We start from the raw sequence: 24563 nt of genomic DNA on the forward strand, positions 1-24563 counted from the left end.
TTTAAAGCACCCGTTGATGGGTGCTTTTTGCATTTTTTCAAGTCAGTAAATCTGAAAAGAACGAAAAAAAGACGTATGCATTTTTACATACGTCTTGTTTTTGCTCTACTTGTTATCTTCCCAGGAAAGAGTTCAGCATCCATACATGCTTTTCCAAGCTAGAGTGAATGGACAATAGCAGGTCGCTTGTTGTTTCATCATTGACTTCCCCTGCAAGCTCCATTCCTTTCTTTAGTTCTTGAATCATCGTGGAATAGTCTCCTACTATGCTTGCGACCATGTCAGCTGAGGTTTCGCTTCCTGTTGCTTCTTTTACAGAAGCAATTTCCAGTGCACCGGACATGGTGGCAACCGGTTTGTCGCCCATTGCCAGCAATCTTTCTGCAAGTTCATCGATATGTAAGGCAGCTTCGTTATACAGCTCTTCAAATTTAGCATGCAGGGTGAAAAATTCCGGCCCTGTCACATACCAGTGGTAGTTGTGGAGCTTGATGTAGAGTACAGTCCAGTTAGCGATTTGCTTGTTTACTGCCTGTGTCAATTCGTTTTTCATCATGAATCCCTCCTAATCATTGATACGGATTCATTATAGTCCAAGTTTATCCAGCATTGGGTTCAATGGCGGGATTGTTCACAGGAATGTCAACTTTGTAGACAAGTCATGTGCATTTTGCCGGGTCAAAAACCAAAATTCTCCATAAACTATACATAATAAAGCAATTATTTCTCCAAACTATGCATAGAACTGGAGGTGTTTGGGAGTGGGATTATTTAATGCGCTCAACCAATGGAGAAATGCAAGATATGAAAATCATCTGTCGAATATGAAGGACCAGAATAAATGCCCTGACTGCCATGGAAGAGGATATTATGCTTTTTCAGCTAATGAGTTTGTATATTATGCGGCACCGTACGAATGTCCTGGCTGCAGTGGCAGTGGATTATATACAGATTGGAGCAACAGTACAACGTAAAATGGCCGCTGCTTGTGCAGAGGCCATTTTTTCTGTGGCAATCAATTAATAGAGAAGGTACTTTTCCCTCACCTGCTTGAACTCATTCAAATCATCTTCCCACATAGACTGGATTTCTTCCACGGATGTTCCAGCCTCAATCTCTTCCCTGATCCAGCCGTTTCCTGTCAGAAGGTCGAAGAAGGAAATTCCCCTGCTGTCTTCTGCACGGAATTCGAAGTCCTCTGGATACATATCGTGAATGGATTTTACAATATGAAGCCCTGTTACAATCGGCTCAAACGATTCATGGTCGGTGATATGAATCTGGATGCCATGGGACAGTTGGCCCGCATGCTTCGAGAATGTAGGAGTGAACGATGCTGCCCGGAACTTTACTCCTGGGAGATTCAAAGAATTCAATTCGACAGACAAGTCATCTGAATTGATGAACGGCGCCCCAATCAGCTCAAACGGTTTTGTCGTGCCTCTTCCTTCTGATACATTCGTTCCTTCAATCAGCGCTGCTCCTGGATAGACGAAGGCCGTGTCGAGTGTCGGCATGTTTGGTGATGGCATGACGAACTCAAGAGGTGTTTCATCATAATTCATGGTGCGCTTCCAGCGGTCCATCTCTACGACTGTCAGGTCTGCACCAATATTGAATTCTTCGTTGAAGAGCATGGCCAGCTCCCCAACAGTCATACCGTGACGCAGCGGGATCTCATAGTTTCCTACAAAGGATTTGTATTCTGACTCAAGAACAGGTCCTTCAACCTTCACACCGCCAAGCGGGTTCGGACGGTCAAGCACGATGAATGGAATATCGTTTTCCTTTGCCGCTTCCATCGCATAGGCCATTGTGTAGATGTACGTATAGAATCTTGTGCCTACATCCTGGATATCAAACAGCAGGACGTCCACATTTTCGAGCATATCTGGTGTAGGTTTTTTCGTTTTCCCGTAAAGGCTGTATACAGGAAGCTGAGTTTTTTCATCGATGTAGTACTCGACATATGCTCCAGCCTGAGCGCTTCCTCTTACTCCATGCTCAGGGCCGTAGAGTGCCGTCAGCTCGACATCAGGGTCATTGAAAAGCAGATCGACGACACTGTTCAGGTTTTGGTCTACTCCGGTAGGATTCGTGATCAGTCCGACTCGCTTTCCTTCGATCAAGTCCCTGTGGTCTTCTAGCAGTGCTTCTGCACCAACCTTGAATTTCTTCAGATCCTGGCTTTTGCCCAGTCCGCTGTCATGGTTTGCCAATGCGATGGTCAAGGAGGAGAGAATGAGGACGGTTGTCAATATTGCTGCCAGCCATTTTTTCAATATAATCACTCCTGTTTTACTAGATTTTGAGACTACTAATTTTCTGTTCGAACATATACTTTTCTAAATCTAAGGCGGGCAACATTCACGAAGCCCGCCATATAATTTCTAGTAGGTCAAGCCGTGCCCGAATTCGTAAAGTACGCCGCCGCTGTAATCTGGGATGGTGATTGGCAGCTTGCCTGTTGGCGCGAATTCTCCAAAGATTGCCCCGGCTGCTGCTTCAAAGCTTGCTGGGCGGAAACCGTATTGGGTCAGATAGGCGTCAATTTCCGGGTAGGCCATGATATCGTATGGATTTCGGATACCGACACCGACAACAGGAGCATCTGCCAATTCAATGATCTGGTTGACCATAGCCATTTGCGCGCTCGTTGGCGTCCGGCCAGATACATTGTAAGTATAGGTGCCGACGACCACTGTGCTGGCGTTTCTAATCTGTTCGAGCTGTGCCTCTGTCAGCTTATATGTTGAAGATGAAATGACGATTGTATTTTCATGATGCTTTTTAATTGCATCACCCAGGCTGCTGATAAAAGTGTTGCCCACAACGACGATTTTTTCATCGCTATTCAGGTTCAAAGGTAAATCTGCGCTATTTTTAACCAAAGTGATTGATTTCTCTGCTGCTTCTTTTTCGATTTGCTTATGCTCAGCAGAGCCAACTACCTTCACTGCCTTCGCGATTTTTTCATCGATCGAAACAGGGGTTTCTTCCTTAATTACGCCTCTTTTAACCTTCAATGTTAAAATACGTCTGACTGATTCCTCAACGCGTTCTTCGGAAATTTCGCCAGCCTTTACTGCATCATGCAAGCCTGATGCTACTTCTTCAAGGCCAACCGGCATCAAGACGATATCCGTGCCTGCTTTTACGGCGCGGATGGCGGCATCTACTGCACCAAAATGGTCAGCGATGGCTTTCATGTTCATCGCGTCAGTTGTGATGACTCCTTCATAGCCCATTTCTTTACGCATCAGTTCTGTCAGAACCTTGTAGGAAAGAGTTGCTGGAATAGCGATTTCTTCCCCTGTTTTCTTTGAAATGGCTTTCGTTCCGTCAATTTTCGGGAACGTTACATGCGCTGTCATGATCGCATCAATGCCTGCTTCCATTCCTTTTTGGAACGGATACAGTTCGACTTCCATCAAGCGCTCTTTATCGTGTGGAACTTCAGGAAGTCCAAGATGGGAATCGACAGCCGTGTCCCCATGACCCGGGAAGTGCTTGGCAGTTGCCGCGACACCTGCTGCTTGGAGCCCTTTTGTATAAGCGACACCCATGTCAGCAACTAGCTGCGGGTCTTCACCAAATGAACGGACACCGATTACCGGATTGTCAGGATTATTGTTGACATCCATAACCGGAGCAAAGTTCATGTTGATACCCAAGGAAGCCAGTTCCTCGCCGATTGCATTCCCTACGTTATAAGCGATTTCCGGTGAGCGTGTTGCACCCAATGCCATATTCCCCGGCATATCCGTCCCAGATTGGAGCCTTGTGACAATTCCGCCTTCCTGGTCGATCGTCAGCAGCAGGCCGAATTTTTCAGCAGCGTCCTGATAATCGGAAGCTAGTCGTGCTGTCTGTTCAGTTGTCACCACATTCTCGCGGAAAAGGATGACTCCGCCTAAATGGTATTTTTTCACGAGCTGCTGGATTTCCGGCAGCATTTCGGTTACATTTTCACCCTTCCAAGTCCTGAAATCCGGCATCAGCATCTGTCCTGTTTTTTCCTCCAGGCTCATTTTGCTGATTGCATTGCCAATCAAATCATAGCGCTTGCCTTCCTGCTTGATGATAGCGGCTTCAGATTCAGGCTTTCCTTTTTCCCCTTCTTCTTTAGAAGATGGTTTCACTTTATAATCGAGTGCAATGCGGTCCTTGAAGCTACCGTCTGTCACTGTAATGAACGTCCGTCCATTCTGTCCCGTGAATTCCACATTTCCATCCTGGTCAATGGTTGCTACATTTTTATTCGCCGACTCCCATTTAAGGTTTTCAGATGTTAGCATAAAATGCCCTTCTGAATACACATGAAGTGCTTTTAATTGAATGTTTCCATCACTAACAGCTGCATCCGCTTCAGGGATGTTTTCATAAATCACCAGATCTTCCACTGTGTTCTTTTCCTTGGCGTTCACTTTCTTCAAAGAAAGCCCGGGCAGCATCTGTGAAAAAGCCAGCACAAACACTAATGAAAAGAGCATAAGCTTGCTAAGTTTCATCGTATCTCCTCCATTTTGCATATTTTATCCAATTCATTTAAATTTAGTAAAATCAGTAATTCCGTTGCTGCCAGCCTTCTCCTGAGAAGTCAGGTGCAACCTTTTTACCTTCAGAGGTTAGCAGACTGATATTGTCGACATACCAGCCACGGCCATTTGTATAACTGTCCGTTTGATATCGGAAACGGATGTGCTTAGTTCCTGCAGGTATTTCAACCTGCTCTGAATTCCAATCCACACTGCTTCCAGTAAAAATAGCGGCTTGCTCCCAGCTTTCACCATCCTCAGAGATTTCCAAATACCCATAATCAGCATCCGCTTCAATCCGATACCAGGTGTCAAATGAAAGTGTTGCAGGCTTGTCCAGTTTCACTTCCGTTGTCATGTTACGTTGCAGCTTATCGCCATAACCCGAAAACCACGCTGAACCGTCTGGAATATTTACAGGTATGGAATCAGCAACCTGCCTTGCCAGTTGTCTGCGTGCGACATTGGTGGAAACCGTGCTCCGGCTAGGATGGACTCTGTTGGTGAGCAGGATCGCAATTGTGCCATTATTCCTGTTCACGACAATGGAAGTCCCGGTATAACCCGTATGTCCTAGTGAAGTGCCCTCGGATAACGCATCCATGAACCATCCCTGGGCAAGCTCCCACCCTAAACCATGGTCATCACCAGGGAACTGTGGAATCTGGTTTTCAACGATCAGGTTAACTGTTTCCGGCTTTAAAATAACTTCGCTGCCATATCGGCCATCATTCAAATACATATGGGCGAGCTTTGCCAGGTCCTCTGCTGTCGAGAACACGCCAGCATGGCCGGCCACACCATCCAGTGACCAGGCGTTTTCATCATGCACTTCTCCCCAGACTATTCCACGGTTCGTCCATGGCTGGTATTCGGTCGCGGCGATCCGCTTTTTCAGTGAAGCCGGCGGATTGTACATCGTATCCGTCATTCCGAGCGGCTCAGTAATATATTCTTTAACAAACTCATCCTGTCTCTGTCCTGAGAGCCTTTCGATCAGCAAACCAAGCGTGATCATGTTGAGGTCGCTGTATGTATAAGTACTGCCCGGCTCATTGTTCAGTGGATGCTCTAATACAAAATTCATCCTGTCCTCACGGCTGCCTCCTTTCGTATATAATGGCACCCATGCAGTGAAACCAGATGTGTGGGTTAGGAGCTGCCTGATTGTGACTTCCCCCTTCCCATTGGCAGCGAATTCAGGAATATGCTTAGAAACTTTGTCATCGAGCTCGAACCTTCCCTGGTCATAAAGAATCATAGCTGCTGTGGTGGTGAAAATTTTACTGATAGAGGCAAGGTCAAAGATTGTATTTTCCTCCATCTCGATTGGTTCACTAGACTCAGTGAATTGGTCATCTTCATATCTGTAGGCATATCCGTAGGCTTCCTGCTTCACGATATGTCCGCGGCGGGCAACGAATGCGACTGCTCCTGGCATCACGCCATCAGAAATCATACTCTCCATATGCCCGTCAATTTCGTCCAGTGGCTGTTGGACCATGCCCGCTCCCCGAACCGATCCTTTATGTAGGATCGGGGATAATGGACCAGGCTTGTCCCATGAAAAAACCGGATGCACCTTATCGAATCCTGCTTTTCCCTCCCTTTGTTCAATCGATGCCCCTGGCACTTGATTGCCTTCCGCAAATGTCACCGGAATCAACACTCCCGTACCAAGAACTGCGGCCAATGCAATAGATAGTGATTTGTTCTTCATGTTTCCTCCTTTTCTGAGCTTTTGCTCCATTTAATCTCATAAACTTTGAAAAGGCTTTCATGTTGTAATCTTAGACTATCTAAATAACAGTATAGATGTCTATACCACTATAGACCCAACCGCTTCGTATAATAGAAAAATCCCGGGACTGCTCTCCCGGGATTTTAGAATCATTTTTGTAAAAATATTCAAATAATTTAGAGAGAATTTTCCCAACATGGTTTTTCGTGAATTATTTCCTCATATTTTCCTTTTGTTTAATCCAATACCTGATCCCCTTGCCGGCAAGAGGTTCATCCTCGAATCGCGGAATCACATGCAAATGAGCATGAAAAATCGATTGTCCTCCCGCTTTCCCCGTATTCCATCCAACACTGTATCCATCCGGTGCATACTTCTCGTCAAGAATCCTTTTTGCACCCATCAGCAACTCCCGCGAATCATTCCACTCCTGGTCAGACAACTCAAAGACATTCTGCTTATGAAGTTTCGGGATGATCAGTCCGCTCCCCTGCAGGACCTGCTGTTCCGACTCCTTCTGGATAAAATAACATGTTTCATTCTCAAGTGTGATTTGCTGCTCTTCGTCAGCAAGCACATTGCAATATGGGCAGTTCTCTTGGTACATATTTTAGTGCCTCCGCTCCATGATATTCTTGACAGCTTTGGGCCCTACAGGCTTGAACCTGTCTTAATAATTGCGTTTTCTTGACAGCTTTGGACCCTACAGTCTGAAACCTGTCATAATAAACGCTCTTTCTTGACAGCTTTCGGCCCTACAGCCTGAAACCTGTCATAATAAACGCTCTTTCTTGACAGCTTTGCGCTCTACCGCCTGAAGCCTGTCATAATAATTGCGTTTTCTTGACAGCTTTATGCTCTGCAACCTAAAAGCTGTCTTAATAATCGCGTTTTCTTGACAGCTTTGTGCTCTACTGCCTGAAACCTGTCATAATAATTGCTCTTTCTTAACAACTTTGCGATCTACTGCCTGAAACCTGTCACAATAAACTAGTTTTCTTGACAGCTTTGGGCCCTACAGCCTGAAACCTGTCAGTCATTCAAGGAAGAACGTTTTCACGGAACTTCCAAGCTTGAGCTAAAAAACTAGTTCATTTATTGTTTCTTTCCCAACCTACCTATAACAGCAACTTTTTTCCTATATCATTTGCATTTGATGATCCAACGTCGATTTTATTTCCCATCCTTTTTCTTGCCTAAATTATTCAGCCAGGTCTCATAAAACTGGTATACAAATCCAGCAGCGACAAAACCCATCAACAACATGATGACTGAAAGTGTCTTTCTGACCCACGTGATATCAATCAACAGGAACAGTGCTCCAGTTATCGCAAAGGAAATGAATATGAAGAGCCACCTTCTGAGAATCAATGAATCCTTATCCTTACTCATTCCTTACACCTGCCTTCCTTATATTACTAATACGTAATAAGTGATAACAGGTTTCAAAAAACAGGGCCCAAAATAGGACCCTGCCATTCTATTACTAAACTAATTTTTTCATCGAGTGTATTTGCCCAAGATGATAGGCTTCATGGAATAATGCCATGTTCGCAAGCTCTCCAAAAGTCTCCAACCCAAGGAACGGCTTCTTAAGCTTTTCATCCAGCATGGAAGCCGGTACTTCTTTGATCCTTCCCAGCTGCACTTTCAATTGGTCACGCAAAACATCAACAGATGGAACATCCCCTGTCCACTCGGATGGACGGGTACCGTTTCCGAAGCACTCTATGTAGTTGGCAGGCAAATGACTAGATTTTTTCGGATAACCCATCATGAACTGTTCTGTAACTGTCAGCACATGCCCGATGTGCCAGTGGATGGTATTATTGAAGCCTTTTGGCTGAACACCTGCCTGTTCCGCAGTGATGCCCTCAATGCTTTTCAAAAAAGAACCTCTCGTTAATTCAAATTGCTTGAATAAAAGCTCGCTCATCATGAACTTCCCCTTTCCAGCTTGTACTTCTTTATATTTTTATTCTATATATTCCCAACTTATGCGGCAAGGGAAATGGGGAATCTCTAATATACCCTTATAGGTATTAAATTCCATTAAAGGAAATCCATTGACAAAATTTGTTCAAAACATTATGGCTGATATGTGTCTTCACACATTATTCACAGATTTCCATAAATTGCTTTGATATCTTAAGAGTGTAATCATTATATATTTTGAAAGGAAGCGATTTAGATGTTCGCTAAATGGTTAAGAGAAAACAATATTGCTGCTGGCCTGTTGACTGTAATTAGGGTTTGGCTTGGTTACAACTGGATGACTGCTGGATGGGGCAAATTGACTGGTGACGGTTTTGACGCTACGGGATATTTAAAAAATGCTGTTGCGAACCCAGTAAAAGGCCCAGACGGAAACATGGTTTATGGATGGTATGTTAACTTCCTAGAAAGCTTTGCCATCCCGAATGTCGATCTTTTCAACTTCATCGTTCCGCTTGGAGAATTCCTGATTGGACTTGGACTTATCCTTGGATGCTTGACAACTGCTGCCATGTTCTTCGGACTAGTGATGAACTTCAGTTTCTTCCTTGCCGGAACAGTTTCTCATAACCCAACAGACATCTTCTTTGGCTTCATCATCCTGTTCTCTGGCTTCAATGCTGCCAAATACGGCTTGGACCGCTGGGTGGTTCCTTTCATCCGCAAGACTGTCTTCAAACAAACACCAGAAGCTGCACATAAATCTGCTTAACAATATAGGAAATGCCCTCCGCCAATAGGCTGAGGGCATTTTTTCACTGGGAACTTTCTTCTATTGTTTTAAGCAGGATTTTTTTTCTGAAACCGCCGCTGCGATTCTTCTTTAACTGGCGCATGAACTCCACTTCAGATTCTGTAATCCCTCGATGCTCAGCAATTGCATACACCACTTCAAGCAAATCGACGATTTCACTTAGAAGCCTGTCCGTTCCAGTATTCCGGAACTTCTCCACTTCCTCATTGAATTTCTCCATGAGCTTTGCACTATATTGACTGCCATCTAAGATCTCAAATTCAACCTTCTTTCCCTTCCCTTTCATCAACTCAGGAAAAAGATCTCTAACAAGTTTGTTATATTCTTTTTTCTCCATGTTTACTCCCCTTTTGCTGTCCTATTGTTAAACATATCCTTAAAACTGCGGGTTCAAACACCTTTTTAAAATATAGAATTGTGCATCTGGGTAACAATGGAAATTGAAAAAGCCTGTGGTCCCTACCACAGGCTTTCTAATTTTAATAGTTTTCAAACTACATAATCTTCAGTTAATTTATTACAAGCATTTGATAGATTTTGCAAACATTCCATCCTTAGTTTCTCGTCGCAGATAAAATCGTTCCGAAGCTCTTCTTCTAGCTTCCTTTGAATTTGCTGGATTTCTTCCCGGAATTTCTCGCGTTTTTCGATTTCAGTTAAGTGAAATTCAATTTCCTGTTCAAAATACTCTACCGTCCCAAATAAAACAGTCAATGATTCCTCCACCTTCCATTCTTTTTTTGAATACCTTTACCAAAAAACCAAACCTGCCAAAAGAATTATTTTTATTAGTCCTGTCAAGTATCTTAAGTATTATTTATCCTCTATCGCGTGATGCAAACGTGAAATCGACACCTTTTTGCATTATTATGCCATTATCAACAGTCAAAATAAAAAAATCCTCCAAAAGGACGGCGGATTTCATACGTCAAATAGTCTTTCATAACCATTTGCCTACAATTGGTTTTATCATCCGTTCTTTTTTGGCAACCCGACGATCATAGCTAAATGGCCTTAGACTCGTGGCTTTGCGTCCTCACCTTTCGATAAGTTTGCCTTTTTCAGTTCTACTTAAAATATAAAACTTTAGAACCATCATTTCAACAAGTTTCGCCATTTTTTTACAAGGATGAGTCTATTTTCCTATTAAATATTCATTTTGTGTGCAGAATTCGATTGTTTTCACACTGTAATATCTCCGCAATCTCTATGTAAAATTCTATTGCTAGAATGAAGGGAAGAAGCTTTATTACAGGCGAATGGCAGGAGGATCCTTATGGAACAGCATGTTAAGAAGTCGCTAGATGAATGGAAAGCAGAAATTGAAGAAATTCTTAAAGAGATTGATGCGGAGTATGAAGAAGTAAAGAATGAACTAAAAGTGTATACATATAAATTCAACATCACCAAGCAGGTTGTCCAGTCAACAGTGAACCCCGACTTGAACAGAAAAATCCGCGAATTGTACCATCAGCCATTTGAAGAGAAATTTAATGATTTGAAAGAATATATCAAGGAACTGGAAGAGAAAAAGCGTGTCTTCCAAATGTTCACCGATAAAATCGACAAAGTAACGGAAAAAGAAGATACAGCGCCTTTTGCAGTTGCGCAATCGGACTAATTAGAGAAGCCTGGCTGATTAATCGAAATCTCAGCCAGGCTTTTGTTATGCTCACTTCTTCCACCATGAATCAAACATGGATGCCGGCGTATGCCGTTTATGCTCTGAAGCAAGATATCTGCCCTCAATCTTGGCTGCAGCTGCTTCGTCGATCTGCTTTCCTTCAAGATAGTCATCAATTACTTCATAACTCACTCCAAGCTCGGTTTCATCTGATTGGAGCGGCTTATTGTCAAGAAGATCGGCAGTAGGTTCCTTCAGGTACAGTCTTGGTTCTGCGTTCAATGCCTTCAGCAGCTCCCTGCCCTGGCGCTTGTTGAGACCCGATAACGGCAGCAAATCAGCACCGCCATCTCCGTACTTTGTAAAGAATCCAGTCACAGCCTCGGCAGCATGGTCTGTCCCGATCACTAGCAAGCCATCCTGTCCCGCAATGGCATACTGAGTAATCATCCTCATCCTTGCCTTCGCGTTCCCCTTGTTAAAGTCCGTCATTCGATCACCAATCGCTTCCTCGAACTGTGTATTGAAGGTATCAACCGCAGGCTGGATATTGAAGGTGATGGTTTGATCAGGCTTAATGAAGTCCAGTGCTTTCTGTGCATCTTCCTCGTCTTTTTGTACAGCATATGGAAGTCTGACAGCCACGAATTTGGCGTCCTTGCCTTCTGATCGCAATTCCTCTGCAGCCAGCTGCGCCAACCTTCCAGCCAAAGTGGAGTCCTGGCCGCCACTGATTCCTAAGACGTATCCTTTTGCCCTTGAAGCAAGCAAATATTCTTTTAAAAATTGCTTTCTTTTCTTGATTTCCTCTTGGGGATCAATATTGGGACGAACATCCAATGCTTCTATAATCTGTTTTTGCAAGCTCATATTAAACCTCCTAAACACTATTACTAATCACCATGCTCTTCGCTCACTCAATTTGGTAAAAGGTTTTGCGAGAACACTATTATCAAAAAGCATATCCCTAAAAAAGTCCAAAGTCCAGATTTTGGTCAGGGAATCTAACATACCAATTTACAAGTTGAAATCCACATGTACTATTTTACCCATTCACTCTCTGTACGTAACATTTTGTTCGCCAGTATTTTTTTGCTAGACTATAACTTAGACTAAAAATGCTAATCAAATTGGAGGCATTCATTATGGCAACCCATGATACATTCAAAGGCTATTTTGGTACATATACAAAAGGGGACAGCGAGGGCATCTACTCTTTTACCCTTGATAGAGTGAGTGGCAAGATTCTGGACGTAGAACCAGCAGCAACCCTGGAAAACCCTACTTACCTGACAGTCAGTGACGACAATCGCTTTCTTTATGCTGTCGCAAAGGAAGGCGGCACTGGAGGTGTGGCATCCTTCGGTATCGTGGAATCCGGAAAGCTATCTTACATCAATTCGCAGCTTGCGCCAGGAGCTTCACCCTGCCATGTTAGCGTGAACAAGGAAAACAGCCAGCTTTTATCTGCTAATTACCATAAAGGATCTGCTGATTCCTACCTGTTGAACTCAGAAACTGGCAGTATTGAAGAAGTCTTATCCAGCGCGGTGCATGAAGGCTCAGGACCTGATGAGCGCCAGGAAAAAGCGCACACCCATTATGCGGGCTTCACCCCGGACGGCAACTATGCAGCAGTAGTCGACCTTGGCATCGACCAGTTGATAACCTATAGCCTGGATAATGGCCAGCTGATTGAGAAGAGTGTACTGCATATTGCACCAGGAAGCGGTCCAAGACATCTTGTTTTTCACCCTAACCACAAGATTGCCTTTTTGATGACAGAATTCAGCTCTGAGGTTCTCGTTTTAAAGTACAATTCAGAAGACGGCAGCTTCGAACAGCTACAGGCAATTTCCACCCTGCCTTCAGATTTTACCGAAAACAACCAGGGAAGCGCCATCCATATTTCCTCTGATGGGAAATACGTCTACGCAGCCAATCGAGGCCATGACAGTATTGCGATTTTCAAGGTGGATCCAGAATGCTTCCAGCTTGAGTTTGTCGAGCATACGTCAACAGAAGGACACTGGCCAAGGGATTTTGTTCTCGACCCGAGCGAGAAATTCCTGATTGCGACGAACCAGAATTCCAGCAATGTCGTACTCTATGCCCGTGACGCAGAAACAGGCAAATTGACTTTGCTGCAGTCTGATGTGAAGGTTCCAGATCCGGTCTGTGTAAAATTTTTGAATTACTAAAAAGCTACTCATTTACGGATTGTTCTTCGTAAAGAGCCACTAAGCAAAAACAGGGCAGGTGCCATTAAGTGCACCTGCCCTTCTCTTTATCTGTCGCTCGGGAACCTGACACCCATTTGCGACCTTGCTTCATCAAGAATCTTCATGGTGATCCTCGAGTTCTCAAGTGAGTTATTATTAGATTCCAGTTTCCCTTGCTGAATCAGCGTAATGAATTCCTCTGCTTCATAGAACATATTATCATCCAGTTGTTCTCTCGATATATCTTCAGATTTCCCATTGCGATAAAGAATTTCCACTTTTTCCGGCGTGCTGATTTTATTAATCCTGATATTCCCGTTCTCACCGTGTATTTCGGAAGGAAGAGCCGAATCAGTGATTTTTGAAAACATGATGACAGCATCCATTTCATCATATTTCAAGATCAGGCTGCCTTCCCCATCCACTCCCGATTCTAGTACGTAACCATTTGCCTGAATCGACTTTGGCTCTCCAAACAGTACGACGAGCGGATAGATGCAATAGATACCGATATCCATAAGCGAACCTGCCGAAAACTCCGGGTTGAAGGCGTTCAGCACGGTACCTTCTTTATATTTGTCATAGCGGGACGAGTACTGGCAATAGCTTGCGAAATACCTTCTGATCGTGCCGATTTTATCCAGATTCTCCTGGACAGCCTTGAAGTTCGGCATCAAGGTTGATTTTAGCGCCTCCATCAAAACAACCTTGTGATCCTTTGCACTCTTGATCATCTCATCCAGTTCACGGCTGTTAGACGCAATCGCTTTTTCACAAAGAACATGCTTGCCATTTTCCATGAATGTAATCGCCTGGCTGGCATGCATGGAATTGGGACTGGCGAGATAGACAGCATCAATGGCATCACTTTTCGCCATCTCTTCCATGTCTGTAAAAATAGTATCCACTCCGAATTTGCTGGCAAATTCTGCAGCACGGTCCTCTGCACGTGAGTAAACTGCACTAAGCTGAAAATCCTTATGGTGGCTTGCACCTTTAATAAACGCTTCTGTAATCCAATTTGTTCCTACCACTCCGAAACGCACCATGTTGTTTCACCCTTTCAAATAGCAAAAGCCGTGGTCTATGCCCGCAGCTTCTTTTCATCTTAACGAAAAGGAAAGTCAATCACAAACTTTGTCCCTTTTCTACTGGTATTTCGATTATGAATTTTGTGCCTTTTCCCTGTTCGCTTTTCACAGAAATTTTCCCGTCATGCATCTGTACGAGCTGTTTGACAATGGATAAACCGAGACCGAATTCTCCAAACGGATTGCTCGTTCTCGAGATATCTGCTTTGTAAAAGCGATGCCAGATTTTTTCGATTTCAGCCGGTTCAATGCCAATACCGGTATCCTCGATTTCAATCATCGTCTTTGGCCCAACCATCCTGCCGCGAAGCCAGATTGTGCCGTTTTCAGTGAACTGGATACTGTTTTTCGTAATATTGATTAAAATCTGCAGAAGACGATCATAATCGGCATGGACCATGGCTTTTTCATCTGCCTCAATTTCGATTCTGTTATGGCGTTCTTCTGCCTGAAACCCAAGCTGATCCTGGATGATCTCGAATACCTCGATTAATTCAATGTCTTCTTTTACAAGCTGCACCTGGTTTGAGCGGATTTTATCATAATCAAGGTTCTCATTGACCAGTCGAATCAGCCGCTTCGTTTCCTGGCTGACCAGCTTGATGCCCCGCTCTTTTTCCTCCTCAGGAATCATATCGTTCCTGAGGCCCTCGATAATTCCGCTGATCGTCGTAAGCGGCGTCCTCAATTCATGAGAGACATCTGACATAAACTGGCGGCGCCGGTTTTCCAGGCTTTCGATTTCGGATTTCGATTCATTCAGCCTGCTCACCATACTGTTAAAATCGTTCGCCAATTCACCGATTTCATCAAAATCCGACTTGGGCACTTTAACCGTATAGTCCCCTGCTGATACGGCGGATGTGGCTTCCTGAAGCTTTTTGATTCTATTGACATGGATTCGCGCCAGAACCCAGCTTAGGAGGAACGAAACTCCCAGCGCAATCAGCATGGTATAAATCAAATACTTATTGATTTCCGTAATCATTTCCCGTGTCCCGCTGATTGGGGATGTCAGGAGAATGCCGCCAATGAAGTTTCCGCGATCAACATACGGCAAAACCACTAGGGTCACGGCACGGTCATACCGTTCGAGGTCATAATTTTTCACAATTGGCTTCCCGCTTGTAAGCTGACTCCACTCTTTTTCCGATAACTCAATCGCCGGCCCTCTCCATCTAATTGGATTCAGCAGCTGGATATTCTCATCGAATACACTGAATTGGATATCCCGGCCGAAAAGCACCCGGGCATATTGATTGATCACCTGGTCAGGACGTTCACCGCCCCGGTCAAGATCGCGGAGGATATTTTCACCGTAAGAAATCAGCTCCTCCGTCTTATTTTTATAAACAAGCGTTTCCACATACTGTGTGAATACCAGGCTCAGGATTAGAAAGGCGACGATGATGATGCTGATATGGCTGATGAATTGCTGGTAGATATATTTAACCTTCATGCCCCATCCGAACTTTCATCGAATTTATAGCCGACTCCCCAAACCGTATGGAAGAATGGCTGTTCAAACGTGCCGATTTTCTTCCTCAGGCGCTTAATGTGGACATCAACCGTTCGTTCATCCCCGTAAAATTGGTATCCCCAGACACGCTCCAGCAACTGCTCTCTCGTGAATACCTGACGCGGGTGCTGGGCGAAAAATAGAAGCAGGTCGAACTCCTTTGGTGTCAAGTTGGTGACTGGTTTCCCATCCAGCTTCACTTCACGTGTTTCTTTGTTAATTTTCAGTGCGCTCGTCCCAACCTCGCTGTGCTCATCGGGCTTCTGTTTTTGATACCGCCGGGCCACAGCCTTGATCCTCGCCATCAAAGCCAGCGGGCTGAAAGGCTTCGTCACATAATCATCGGCCCCCATTTCCAGTCCAAGAACCTGATCCGATTCACTATCCTTGGCCGTCAGCATGATAATCGGCACATCACTGCCCTCCTGCCTGATCTTCCTGCACAGCATGACACCATCCATGCCAGGAAGCATCCAATCAACAATCAGCAAATCCCAATCTTCGTCCTTATAAGCCTCATAGCCTTGGAGGCCATCATTCACAAATCTGCCTTCAATGCCCTCTTTTAAAAAGAACATCTCAATCATCTCGCAGACACTTTCATTATCCTCAATCACTAATATTTTCACAGTAATCCCCTCTATTCCGACTCTGTTATATATAAAGTATAGCGCAACGGAGACAGAATCAACTGTTTCACCTGCTGTTACAGATTATTTAACATGTTGGTCATAGTTTGTTCATGAATAAAAGGGATCCGTTGAGCTTTGTTAATTAGATTCTATCAAACATGGGCTGCAATACGCTCTATTGGTTACACCATTCTCCTATTTTCTTACAAATCAAGACCCCAATACGCTCTATTGGTTACACTATTCTCCTAATTTATTACAAAGCAAGGCTTCAATACGCTCTATTGGTTACATCATTCTCCTAGTTTTTTACAAAACAAAGCTCCAATACGCTCTATTGGTTGCACCATTCTCCTAATTTCTTACAAATCCTTGCTCCAATACGCACTATTGGTTACACTATTCTCCTATTTTCTTACAAATAAATGCTCCAACACGCTCTATAGGTTACACCATTCTCCTATTTTCTTACAAATCCTTGCTCCAATACGCTCTATTGGTTACACTATTCTCCTGTTTTCTTACAAATCATTGCTCCAATACGCTTTATTGGTTACTCTATTCTCCTGTTTTCTTACAAAACCTTACTCCAATACGCTCTATTGGTTACACCATTCTCCTGTTTTCTTACAAATCCTTGCTCCAATACGCTCTATTGGTTGCACTATTCTCCTATTTCCTTACAAATCCTTGCTCCAATACGCTCTATTGGTTACACCATTCTCCTATTTTCTTACAAATCAAGACTCCAACTTTCTCGATCGGTGACCTCCTTTTCTCATATTCTTGAATTTCTGGGCACTAATATGCTCTATCCCCATAATTAAAGCCAGCTCATCAATTGAGCTGGCTCTGGCATTAACCCTTTTTAACTGGGAGTCCTTCTTTTTCCCATGCGGAGTAGCCTCCCTCGAGGTTGACTACATTCTTGAAGCCATTTTTCAAAAGCAGGCTTGTTCCGATTGCGGAGCGTGCGCCTGACTGGCAATGGGCGATGATTTTCTTGTCTTTTGGCACTTCGTCAAGCTTGTCGGTCAGGTTTCCGAGCATCATATGATGGGCACCGGGGATGTGGCCGCTATTCCATTCACTCTGATTGCGGACGTCGATGACAAAGTAGTTTTCGTCTACCATCATTCCTTTTGCTTCACTTGCGGTGACATTCTTATACTCTTCCAGGCTGCCGTCGAGCTCTTTCGGATCGACATACCCTGTGACCTGATCAAGTCCGATTGACTGCAGTGATTTTTTCACGTCAGGCAATTTTTCCGGATCTACGATCAATACGATGTCCTGCTCATAACTTAATAGCCAGCCTGCCCAGTTCGTGAAGGAATTGTTGTAAGGGATGTTGATCGTGCCTTCAGCATGTCCACTGGCGAACTCATTTGCCGGACGGGTGTCGACAACCACCGCATCCCCTGCTTCAGACAATGATACTTTTGGAGTTTCCTCACGCCTGAGCAATTCAGGACCTACTTTATTAAGCTTTTTCATCTGGGCGAAGTATTTTGGAGGCTCCGGCTGACCCGCAAGCAGTTCCTCAACGAATTTGTCCTCTTCTTTGATCTGGAATGCCCAGTTGAATTTTTTCTCATAGCCTAAAGTGGACATAGGGACAGCGCCAAGTGATTTTCCGCAGGCACTTCCTGCTCCGTGTGCTGGCCATACTTGCAGGAAGTCAGACAGCTTTTCCACTTTCCGGAGCGATTCGAACATCTGGTGTGCTCCTGCTTCGGAGGTGTCCTTGATGCCTGCCGCCTTTTCTAGCAGATCCGGACGCCCGACGTCACCAACGAACAGGAAGTCTCCCGTGAAAATGCCCATCGGTTCATTGGCGCCGCCGCCCTTATCCGTCAGAAGGAATGAAATGCTTTCCGGTGTATGCCCCGGCGTATGGAGCACTTCGAAATAAACATTCCCGATATTGAATGTCGAGCCTTCTGTCAACAATTCATGCTCATACTGGTCGACATATTGATACTTCCAATCTTTATCCCCTTCATCGGATAAATACAGCTTTGCTCCATAGTGATGGGCAAGCTCCCTTGCTCCTGACAGATAATCTGCATGAATATGGGTTTCAGTTGCGGCTGAAATATTGAATCCTTCTTTTTTAGCGATATCCAGATAAGGCTGAATATTCCTTGCCGGGTCGATGACAATCGCCTCTCCCGTCCTCTGGCAGCCAATCAAGTACGACATATGTGCAAGCTGATCATCAAAAAATGACTTGAAATACATATGAGCTCCTCCTCTAATTTTAATTAGGTTTACGAAGACTATACTCTCTTATACCCCGCACCATATTTTTTAAAGCAAAAAATATACCTGTGCCGGGTGCTGCCTTGATTCCAATATATACCTATATCTGTATTTTAATCTGTTAAAAATTCTTCTTCAAATAAAAAGAACCTGCTCCAAATCGGAACAGGTCTACGTTCTTGCTGGCCTTTTCATCATAAAAATATAGAGCAGAATCGAAACAGAAACCGAGATGGCTGAAGCGATGTAGATGCTTCCATAGCCAAGCCAGTGACCGATTTGGCCAAAAGTCATCGCTCCGACCCCGACGCCCAAATCGAAAAAAGAGAAGAATGTTGCATTCGCCATTCCTTTGCGGTTCATCGGAGCATCCTGGACGGCCCATGCCTGCAATGCCGGCTGGACCGAACCGAAGCCGAATCCGTACAGACCGGCGGCGATGAACATCACCAGGCTGTTCGGCAGCCAGGCTAAAAGAATCATGGCGATCATGATTAGAACTGTCCCGGGCAGGAAGACGGCACCATGTCCTTTTTTATCATAGAGTTTTCCCGCAAATGACCGGGAAAGCATCAAGGTCATTGCAAAAATAAAGAAATACCATTCTATCCCTGCAATTCCCTTCTGCGCTGAGTAAAGCGGCAGGAATGAGGCGATACCTCCAAATGTCGTTGTAATGAACAACAATAGCAGGGACGGCTGCAAGGCGGATTTTTCATATACGTCCCATCTGCGTTTCTCTGTAGTTTCTTCTGTTTTCTCTGCTTTTTTATAGGTAATCCGTGATGCAAGCAGGAATGCAGCAAGGCCCAGGAAGGCACTGATCAAAAATAACTGCTTGAATGTAATTGCCGCAGCAAGCGCAAGGCCCAGCGTCGGTCCCATCGCGAGCGCCACGTTCCCGGAAAGCCCGAAATACCCCATACCTTCTCCTCTGCGCCGCGGCGGGATTAAGTCGGTTGCAATCGTACCTGATGCTGTCGTGGAAAAACCCCATCCAACCCCCTGAATAATCCTCATTAAAAATAAAAAGGCAATGCCTGTTGCAAATCCAAATGAACCGACAGAAACCACGAAAACGGCCAAGCCTGTCAGGTAAATGAACCCTCTTCCTTTCGTTTCAAGCATCCGGCCTGCAAAAGGGCGTACAAGCAATGCCGAAAATGTAAAAATCCCAACGACAAATCCAATTAATTGGTCGTTTCCGCCTAAGTGCTCCACAAACAGCGGAATCGTAGGCAAGGTCATTTGGAAACCCAGGAAGATGAAGAAATTCGCCAGGAAGATAAACACAAAGTCCTTGCTCCAAATTTTTTCAGTGCCCTGTGGTTGTTGAGCTGCTCCTGTTGTGTGATCCATCTGCTTTCATCCTTTCAATTTTCACTACTTTTTCAGCCACTATCTCCAGATAATCCTGTAAAAAAGATCCATGTTCAATATTCCGTCAATTTGTTGTTGCGATTATGTGAACATCTTCACATTCAACTCATTTTTATTTCGAATTCTGATATATTGTAAGTGTAATCATTAATCACTTATTTTTGAAGGGAAGCGATTTATATGTTCGCTAAATGGTTAAGAGAAAACAATATTGCTGCTGGCCTGTTGACTGTGATTAGGGTATGGCTCGGATATAACTGGATGACTGCCGGTTGGGGAAAATTGACTGGTGAAGGATTTGACGCTTCTGGATATTTGAAAAACGCTGTTGCGAACCCGGTAAAAGGTCCAGACGGAAACATGGTTTATGGATGGTATGTTAACTTCTTAGAAAGCTTTGCCATCCCGAATGTCGATCTTTTCAACTTCATCGTTCCGCTTGGAGAATTCCTGATTGGACTTGGACTTATCCTTGGATGCTTGACAACTGCTGCCATGTTCTTCGGACTAGTGATGAACTTCAGTTTCTTCCTTGCCGGAACAGTTTCTCATAACCCAACAGACATCTTCTTTGGCTTCATCATCCTGTTCTCTGGCTTCAATGCTGCCAAATACGGCTTGGACCTCTGGGTGGTTCCTTTCATCCGCAAGACTGTATTCAAAAGAGAAGCTGAAACTGCCCATAAAGCAGTTTAACTGAAATCTTATACCGAGAGCCAGGCAAATGCCTGGCTCTTGTTCTATTACCCCCTATTCCCGTCCCCTCTTCATGCATTCCCAAATACCTATCTTCTAAGGATAGCTCTGATTTTTCTTTCCGCTGACGCTTTTTACCTCCTCTTTCATCGCAATCTCCTCCCCCATGAGTTTCCAGGGTTAATACCTCTGCAAAGTGTTCAAAATCCTGACAATATGTTTTTTCCATTTTGTGAACAAAGACACCCAGCTCGCATTTTAAAATAGCAGATTAATATATTGTAGTGTAATCAAATAATACTTCATTCTCGAAGGGAAGCGATTGATATGTTTGCTGATTGGTTAAGAGGTAACAAGTATGCTGCTGGCCTGTTGACTGTTTTAAGATTATGGCTGGGTTACAACTGGATGGTTGCCGGATGGCATAAAATGACCGGGGAAGGATTTGACGCAACTGGATATCTGAAAAACGCTGTAGCGAATCCTGTTAAAGGTCCTGATGGCAATATGGTTTATGGCTGGTATGTCTCGTTTTTGGAAAACTTCGCTCTGCCAAACATTGAGCTTTTCAACTTTATCGTCCCGGTCGGTGAATTCCTCGTCGGTCTGGGCCTGATCCTTGGCTGCCTGACAACTGCTGCAATGTTCTTCGGCTTAGTCATGAACTTCAGCTTCTTTCTCGCCGGAACCGTCTCCCATAACCCAACAGATATCTTCTTCGGATTCATCATCCTCTTCGCTGGCTTTAACGCAGGAAAATATGGATTGGACTATTGGGTGATTCCATATATCCGAAAAACCATTTTCAAACAGAAAGCTAGCATAAAATGAATGAAAGCCTCCTGAGTTTTTGCAGGAGGCTTTCAAAATTTATCGGTGGAAAACGATCTTGACTAAAATTGGACTTCAATGAATGAAGAGAAACAATAAATAAAAGGCCTGGTCACTGACGAGGCCTTTTCATCTGTTTATATTGTCTCAAGATCGGATACCGTTCTTTCATTCAATTCGTCACCAGTATTCACAGTTGATTTCGGTTCAAAAAAGATAACATGCGCTTCTTCTTCAGCAATAGGGAGATGCTCCACTCCTTTAGGAACAATCATGAATTCCCCTTCGTTCAGGTGAACATCTTGATCCCTGAACTTAAGCAGCAGCTTCCCTTTCATGACAAGGAACATCTCATCCTCATGTTCATGCTTATGCCAAACAAACTCACCCTTCAGCTTGGCGAACTTTACATGCATATCATTTATTTCCCCGGCGATTTTCGGACTCCAATGATCATTAAAAAGTGAGAACTTTTCATTTATATTTACTTTTTCCATTTTGCCAACTCCCCCTATTGTCGGTAAGGAAACTCTGTATGAATCTCCCAGTACTTAGTGATTGCATTTCCCGTTGTTAAAATAAACCCAATCTGCACTTTTTCCGTTTCATTTTCAAAGGTTAAGATTCCGTGCGGTAAGTAATCATATGTAAATCCATTATCATACTTAAAAGTTCTTGGGCTTTCATTAATGGCTGAGATGATTTTGGCAATCTCGCGAGGGTCATTTATTACCTGGATGGTTGTGCCTTCCATCCCGCTGATTGTCAATTTGTCATATTCACCCGATAGGATTTTATGTTGATTAATCCAATATGCTGTTAAAAGGACGACACTCACTAGAATCAAAAATACTGTTATAAGCCTTTTTATTTTAGCCATGCCTCCCCCTCCCATTTTCATTTTACCATTTGAGAAGGTAAAAAAGACCAATCACGAATGGATTGGCCTTATATTCCTTTTTTACATGACCAAGAGCTTAAAGATCGTCAAACCGATTCCAATCAGGAAGCCGCAGACGGCGCCGTTTACCCTGATCCATTGCAGATCTTTTCCTACATTGTTTTCCATCATATCAATCAGTGTTTCGGTATCCAGCTTATCGAGATTTTCCCTGACAAGCTTTCCAATCTTGGAATGATTTCTTTCAATCAGACCGGCGATCTTTGCATGGAGCCAGCTTTCGATTGCTGTTACCTTTTTATCGTCTGCTTTGATTTCTTCAATGAATTTTTTCACCACTGGAGTAACCGTATCATCCACAAAGCTGTCTTTTTCGATGAAAGCAATTCCACGATCCTTCGCCTTAACCAGTACATCTTTTATTTGTCGAGTTAAATCCATCTCTTCGACCATCTTGTTTTTCCACGTCTGGATTTCCGACATCAGAGCTTCACGCTCATTGAGATTCCCCAGTTCTTTGCGGATCTTATCCAGGATCATATGGCGGTAGCGATTTTCATCCTGCTGCAGGTTTTTCATTCTTTTTAAAATGAATGATTGCAAAATATTGCCGACCTTTTCCTCAGTGATCATATTGCTGAACGATTGAATCGCGAACTTTAATAGTCCGTCAGCTTCGGTCGTATCAATTGCCTGTTTTCCGAGCTTGCCAAGAACCATTTTCGCTTCAGGCTGCGACGCCCATTTTTCCGTTTCTTGCAGGACATAGTCAAATGCAGCTGAATCATATTCTTTTGCAAGTATATGGCTGGATGCTTTTTGTAAAAACTCGGAAGAATCCGCTGAAAGCAGGAACCCTTTGATTTCCTGTTCAATTGCCGGCGCAAATCGTTCAACATCTATTTTCTTTACGACATCAAGACTGAATGCCTGGATGCTGTTTTTCACAGATTCTGAATGAAGCTCTTTTTCGACCGTTTCGAAAATTTTGTCTAGAATATGAATCTGCTTGAACTTTTCCATGATGCTCTCTTTCGTGAGCCAATCATTTTCAAGCATGTTGATTAATGCGCGCGTTACTTTATCACGGTTTTTCGGCAAAAGCGCGGTGTGGGGAATCGGGATTCCCATCGGGTGCCTGAAGAGCGCCGTTACGGCAAACCAGTCAGCCAAACCGCCGACAAGACCGGCTTCAAACCCGCCCATCAGCAATTTTCCAATCAATGAATCCTGAAACGGAATCATCGCGAGGAACCCCACACCCATAATCGCCAGCGAAATTGCCGCTAGATGTCTAGATCTCTTATCACTTTTTTCCATATATCTCCCTCTGTTACTGTTAGAATGATGTGTAAAAGGCTGACAGCATCTTTTGAATGCTTGTTTCCCTTTTGTCATGTAAAAAAACAAAAGAGCTTCCTAAAATAGAGTCTCTTCAATATTTTAACCAATTTATAGGGGAGAAAGCTATTAAAAAGGAAAAGTCCCGGGAGTCGTTGCTCTCGGGACTTCATATTATATCTCTCCTATTTCATCCACTCCGGCTTACCAAAGCCTTTGAATTCTTCATCGATGATTTCCTCAAACTCAGGTGATTCTACGACTTCTTTGATGTCCTTTGCAAATTGGGCATCCTTGTCTTTTGTATTGATGACAACACGGTTGCGGTATTGGTCTGGCATGTTTTCAAGCTGAAGTGCGTCAAGCAGGTCCATTTTTGCTGCCAGGGCGAAATTGCCTGGTACAGCTGAAAGATCGACGCTTTCGACTGCTCTAGGAAGCTGTGCGGCTTCAATTGGCTTGAACTGCAGGTTTTTCACATTGTCTTTTACATCTTTTTCAGATACTGTCAGTGGGTCTGCATTCGGGTCTAGCTTGATTAATCCCGCATTTTCTAGGATCAAGAAAGCGCGTGCTGCATTTGTTGGGTCATTTGGAATCGCGATGGCAGCACTCTCTGCGATTTCATCCAGTGAATTGAATTCATTGGAGTAGATTCCCATTGGCGCAGTTGGCACGACTATGACTTCTGATAGTTCAAGCTTGTGTTCTTTTGCGAAGTTCTCCATATAGACCTTGTGCTGGAACAAGTTAGCGTCCAGATCGCCTTTTGACAAAGCCAGGTTTGGCTGGATGTAATCACTGAATTCGACCACTTTCACTTCATAGCCCTTTTTCTCAAGAAGCGGCTTGATAGCTTTTGAGACCATGTCACTGTATGGACCGGATGTCGCACCGAATGTCACTTTTTTTGCGTCTGCCTTCGCATCGCCGCTGGAAGCCGAGTCGCTGCCGCATGCAGCAAGCAGCCCGATTGATAATAACAACACTACTGAAAAGAATAATTTTTTCATCTTAAAAGAACCCCCTAATA

Annotated in this window: 25 protein-coding genes and 1 riboswitch; of the genes, 6 read left to right on the forward strand and 19 right to left on the reverse strand. The window is 44.0% G+C overall.

The annotated features are described in order from the left end of the window. Positions 1-112: 112 nt before the first annotated feature. On the reverse strand, positions 113-553 hold the full coding sequence (locus LGO15_RS20070) for a Dps family protein (RefSeq protein ID WP_226087944.1): 441 nt from the start codon (positions 551-553) through the stop codon (positions 113-115). A 317-nt stretch (positions 554-870) separates the two neighbouring features. Here LGO15_RS20070 and LGO15_RS20075 point away from each other — a divergent pair, with 317 nt between their 5' ends. Continuing rightward, entirely contained in the window at positions 871-1023 is a 153-nt protein-coding gene (locus LGO15_RS20075; RefSeq protein ID WP_226085687.1) for a hypothetical protein, read from the forward strand. Here the strand turns inward: LGO15_RS20075 and LGO15_RS20080 are convergent. From LGO15_RS20080 to LGO15_RS20105, 6 genes are all read right to left on the reverse strand, one after another. Further along, entirely contained in the window at positions 1020-2282 is a 1263-nt protein-coding gene (locus tag LGO15_RS20080) for an exo-beta-N-acetylmuramidase NamZ family protein (RefSeq protein WP_226085688.1), read from the reverse strand. The genes LGO15_RS20075 and LGO15_RS20080 overlap by 4 nt on opposite strands. A 108-nt stretch (positions 2283-2390) precedes the next feature. Beyond that, positions 2391-4511: a glycoside hydrolase family 3 protein gene (locus LGO15_RS20085; RefSeq protein WP_413231357.1), complete on the reverse strand. Its 2121-nt coding sequence runs from the start codon at positions 4509-4511 to the stop codon at positions 2391-2393. A 52-nt stretch (positions 4512-4563) separates the two neighbouring features. Beyond that, positions 4564-6258 carry a serine hydrolase domain-containing protein gene (locus LGO15_RS20090; protein WP_226085689.1) on the reverse strand — a complete coding sequence of 565 codons (1695 nt, stop codon included), beginning with the start codon at positions 6256-6258 and terminating at the stop codon, positions 4564-4566. A 232-nt stretch (positions 6259-6490) separates the two neighbouring features. Beyond that, positions 6491-6886, reverse strand: coding sequence for an HIT family protein (locus LGO15_RS20095; RefSeq protein WP_167833926.1), 396 nt, complete (start codon positions 6884-6886; stop codon positions 6491-6493). A gap of 566 nt (positions 6887-7452) precedes the next feature. Next, positions 7453-7671: a hypothetical protein gene (locus LGO15_RS20100; RefSeq protein WP_167833927.1), complete on the reverse strand. Its 219-nt coding sequence runs from the start codon at positions 7669-7671 to the stop codon at positions 7453-7455. A gap of 94 nt (positions 7672-7765) precedes the next feature. Further along, on the reverse strand, positions 7766-8215 hold the full coding sequence (locus LGO15_RS20105; protein WP_226087946.1) for a DinB family protein: 450 nt from the start codon (positions 8213-8215) through the stop codon (positions 7766-7768). A gap of 255 nt (positions 8216-8470) precedes the next feature. On the opposite strand from LGO15_RS20105, the gene LGO15_RS20110 reads away from it, so the two are divergent. Then, positions 8471-8986 carry a DoxX family protein gene (locus LGO15_RS20110; protein ID WP_226085690.1) on the forward strand — a complete coding sequence of 172 codons (516 nt, stop codon included), beginning with the start codon at positions 8471-8473 and terminating at the stop codon, positions 8984-8986. Between the two features lie 43 nt (positions 8987-9029). On the opposite strand, the gene LGO15_RS20115 is transcribed toward LGO15_RS20110, so the two are convergent. Next, positions 9030-9365 (reverse strand): nucleoside triphosphate pyrophosphohydrolase, encoded by a 336-nt coding sequence (locus tag LGO15_RS20115; protein ID WP_167833928.1) that lies wholly within the window; start codon positions 9363-9365, stop codon positions 9030-9032. A 152-nt stretch (positions 9366-9517) separates the two neighbouring features. Next, positions 9518-9742 carry a hypothetical protein gene (locus LGO15_RS20120; RefSeq protein ID WP_226085691.1) on the reverse strand — a complete coding sequence of 75 codons (225 nt, stop codon included), beginning with the start codon at positions 9740-9742 and terminating at the stop codon, positions 9518-9520. 268 nt (positions 9743-10010) lie between these two features. Beyond that, positions 10011-10095: riboswitch (cyclic di-GMP riboswitch) on the reverse strand. 209 nt (positions 10096-10304) lie between these two features. On the opposite strand from LGO15_RS20120, the gene LGO15_RS20125 reads away from it, so the two are divergent. Beyond that, the gene (locus tag LGO15_RS20125) at positions 10305-10649 is read left to right on the forward strand and encodes a hypothetical protein (protein ID WP_226085692.1); all 345 of its coding nucleotides are present in this window, start codon (positions 10305-10307) and stop codon (positions 10647-10649) included. Between the two features lie 51 nt (positions 10650-10700). Here the strand turns inward: LGO15_RS20125 and nadE are convergent, their stop codons facing one another. Continuing rightward, the gene (gene nadE, locus LGO15_RS20130) at positions 10701-11522 is read right to left on the reverse strand and encodes an NAD(+) synthase (protein WP_226085693.1); all 822 of its coding nucleotides are present in this window, start codon (positions 11520-11522) and stop codon (positions 10701-10703) included. A gap of 275 nt (positions 11523-11797) precedes the next feature. Here nadE and LGO15_RS20135 point away from each other — a divergent pair, with 275 nt between their 5' ends. Further along, entirely contained in the window at positions 11798-12853 is a 1056-nt protein-coding gene (locus LGO15_RS20135) for a lactonase family protein (protein WP_226085694.1), read from the forward strand. A gap of 86 nt (positions 12854-12939) precedes the next feature. On the opposite strand, the gene LGO15_RS20140 is transcribed toward LGO15_RS20135, so the two are convergent. From LGO15_RS20140 to LGO15_RS20160, 5 genes are all read right to left on the reverse strand, one after another. Then, entirely contained in the window at positions 12940-13923 is a 984-nt protein-coding gene (locus LGO15_RS20140) for a Gfo/Idh/MocA family protein (protein WP_226085695.1), read from the reverse strand. A gap of 79 nt (positions 13924-14002) precedes the next feature. Further along, entirely contained in the window at positions 14003-15424 is a 1422-nt protein-coding gene (locus LGO15_RS20145; RefSeq protein WP_226085696.1) for a sensor histidine kinase, read from the reverse strand. Then, complete coding sequence (locus LGO15_RS20150) at positions 15421-16113, reverse strand: response regulator transcription factor (protein WP_226085697.1); 693 nt, start codon at positions 16111-16113, stop codon at positions 15421-15423. The genes LGO15_RS20145 and LGO15_RS20150 overlap by 4 nt, the downstream gene beginning before the upstream one ends. Positions 16114-16974: 861 nt before the next feature. Next, positions 16975-18360, reverse strand: a complete 1386-nt coding sequence (locus tag LGO15_RS20155) for an MBL fold metallo-hydrolase (RefSeq protein WP_226085698.1) — start codon at positions 18358-18360, stop codon at positions 16975-16977. Between the two features lie 192 nt (positions 18361-18552). Beyond that, positions 18553-19740, reverse strand: coding sequence for an MFS transporter (locus LGO15_RS20160; RefSeq protein WP_226085699.1), 1188 nt, complete (start codon positions 19738-19740; stop codon positions 18553-18555). Positions 19741-19941: 201 nt separating this feature from the next. Here LGO15_RS20160 and LGO15_RS20165 point away from each other — a divergent pair, with 201 nt between their 5' ends. Continuing rightward, positions 19942-20457 (forward strand): DoxX family membrane protein, encoded by a 516-nt coding sequence (locus LGO15_RS20165; protein ID WP_226085700.1) that lies wholly within the window; start codon positions 19942-19944, stop codon positions 20455-20457. Positions 20458-20784: 327 nt separating this feature from the next. Then, positions 20785-21288 (forward strand): DoxX family protein, encoded by a 504-nt coding sequence (locus LGO15_RS20170; RefSeq protein ID WP_226085701.1) that lies wholly within the window; start codon positions 20785-20787, stop codon positions 21286-21288. 137 nt (positions 21289-21425) lie between these two features. Here the strand turns inward: LGO15_RS20170 and LGO15_RS20175 are convergent, their stop codons facing one another. The 4 genes from LGO15_RS20175 to LGO15_RS20190 all read right to left on the reverse strand — a co-directional run bounded on the left by LGO15_RS20175 (position 21426) and on the right by LGO15_RS20190 (position 24543). Then, a complete protein-coding gene (locus LGO15_RS20175) occupies positions 21426-21785 on the reverse strand; it encodes a cupin domain-containing protein (RefSeq protein ID WP_226085702.1) in 360 nt (119 codons plus the stop codon). 14 nt (positions 21786-21799) lie between these two features. Beyond that, positions 21800-22168, reverse strand: coding sequence for a hypothetical protein (locus tag LGO15_RS20180; protein ID WP_226085703.1), 369 nt, complete (start codon positions 22166-22168; stop codon positions 21800-21802). Positions 22169-22249: 81 nt separating this feature from the next. Beyond that, positions 22250-23509, reverse strand: coding sequence for a DUF445 domain-containing protein (locus LGO15_RS20185; protein ID WP_226085704.1), 1260 nt, complete (start codon positions 23507-23509; stop codon positions 22250-22252). 206 nt (positions 23510-23715) lie between these two features. Then, positions 23716-24543, reverse strand: a complete 828-nt coding sequence (locus LGO15_RS20190; RefSeq protein WP_226085705.1) for a MetQ/NlpA family ABC transporter substrate-binding protein — start codon at positions 24541-24543, stop codon at positions 23716-23718. Positions 24544-24563 lie beyond the last annotated feature (20 nt).

The sequence above is a fragment of the Mesobacillus sp. S13 genome, assembly GCF_020422885.1.
Lineage (GTDB): Bacteria > Bacillota > Bacilli > Bacillales > Cytobacillaceae > Mesobacillus > Mesobacillus selenatarsenatis_A.

Coding starts and splice junctions, on each gene's coding strand:
- LGO15_RS20070 (WP_226087944.1), bottom strand. CDS start 553: ATGAAAAACGAATTGACACAGGCAGTAAACAAGCAAATCGCTAACTGG.
- LGO15_RS20075 (WP_226085687.1), top strand. CDS start 871: ATGCTTTTTCAGCTAATGAGTTTGTATATTATGCGGCACCGTACGAAT.
- LGO15_RS20085 (WP_413231357.1), bottom strand. CDS start 4,511: ATGAAACTTAGCAAGCTTATGCTCTTTTCATTAGTGTTTGTGCTGGCT.
- LGO15_RS20090 (WP_226085689.1), bottom strand. CDS start 6,258: ATGAAGAACAAATCACTATCTATTGCATTGGCCGCAGTTCTTGGTACG.
- LGO15_RS20095 (WP_167833926.1), bottom strand. CDS start 6,886: ATGTACCAAGAGAACTGCCCATATTGCAATGTGCTTGCTGACGAAGAG.
- LGO15_RS20100 (WP_167833927.1), bottom strand. CDS start 7,671: ATGAGTAAGGATAAGGATTCATTGATTCTCAGAAGGTGGCTCTTCATA.
- LGO15_RS20105 (WP_226087946.1), bottom strand. CDS start 8,215: ATGAGCGAGCTTTTATTCAAGCAATTTGAATTAACGAGAGGTTCTTTT.
- LGO15_RS20110 (WP_226085690.1), top strand. CDS start 8,471: ATGTTCGCTAAATGGTTAAGAGAAAACAATATTGCTGCTGGCCTGTTG.
- LGO15_RS20115 (WP_167833928.1), bottom strand. CDS start 9,365: ATGGAGAAAAAAGAATATAACAAACTTGTTAGAGATCTTTTTCCTGAG.
- LGO15_RS20125 (WP_226085692.1), top strand. CDS start 10,305: ATGGAACAGCATGTTAAGAAGTCGCTAGATGAATGGAAAGCAGAAATT.
- nadE (WP_226085693.1), bottom strand. CDS start 11,522: ATGAGCTTGCAAAAACAGATTATAGAAGCATTGGATGTTCGTCCCAAT.
- LGO15_RS20135 (WP_226085694.1), top strand. CDS start 11,798: ATGGCAACCCATGATACATTCAAAGGCTATTTTGGTACATATACAAAA.
- LGO15_RS20140 (WP_226085695.1), bottom strand. CDS start 13,923: ATGGTGCGTTTCGGAGTGGTAGGAACAAATTGGATTACAGAAGCGTTT.
- LGO15_RS20145 (WP_226085696.1), bottom strand. CDS start 15,424: ATGAAGGTTAAATATATCTACCAGCAATTCATCAGCCATATCAGCATC.
- LGO15_RS20155 (WP_226085698.1), bottom strand. CDS start 18,360: ATGTATTTCAAGTCATTTTTTGATGATCAGCTTGCACATATGTCGTAC.
- LGO15_RS20160 (WP_226085699.1), bottom strand. CDS start 19,740: ATGGATCACACAACAGGAGCAGCTCAACAACCACAGGGCACTGAAAAA.
- LGO15_RS20165 (WP_226085700.1), top strand. CDS start 19,942: ATGTTCGCTAAATGGTTAAGAGAAAACAATATTGCTGCTGGCCTGTTG.
- LGO15_RS20170 (WP_226085701.1), top strand. CDS start 20,785: ATGTTTGCTGATTGGTTAAGAGGTAACAAGTATGCTGCTGGCCTGTTG.
- LGO15_RS20175 (WP_226085702.1), bottom strand. CDS start 21,785: ATGGAAAAAGTAAATATAAATGAAAAGTTCTCACTTTTTAATGATCAT.
- LGO15_RS20180 (WP_226085703.1), bottom strand. CDS start 22,168: ATGGCTAAAATAAAAAGGCTTATAACAGTATTTTTGATTCTAGTGAGT.
- LGO15_RS20185 (WP_226085704.1), bottom strand. CDS start 23,509: ATGGAAAAAAGTGATAAGAGATCTAGACATCTAGCGGCAATTTCGCTG.
- LGO15_RS20190 (WP_226085705.1), bottom strand. CDS start 24,543: ATGAAAAAATTATTCTTTTCAGTAGTGTTGTTATTATCAATCGGGCTG.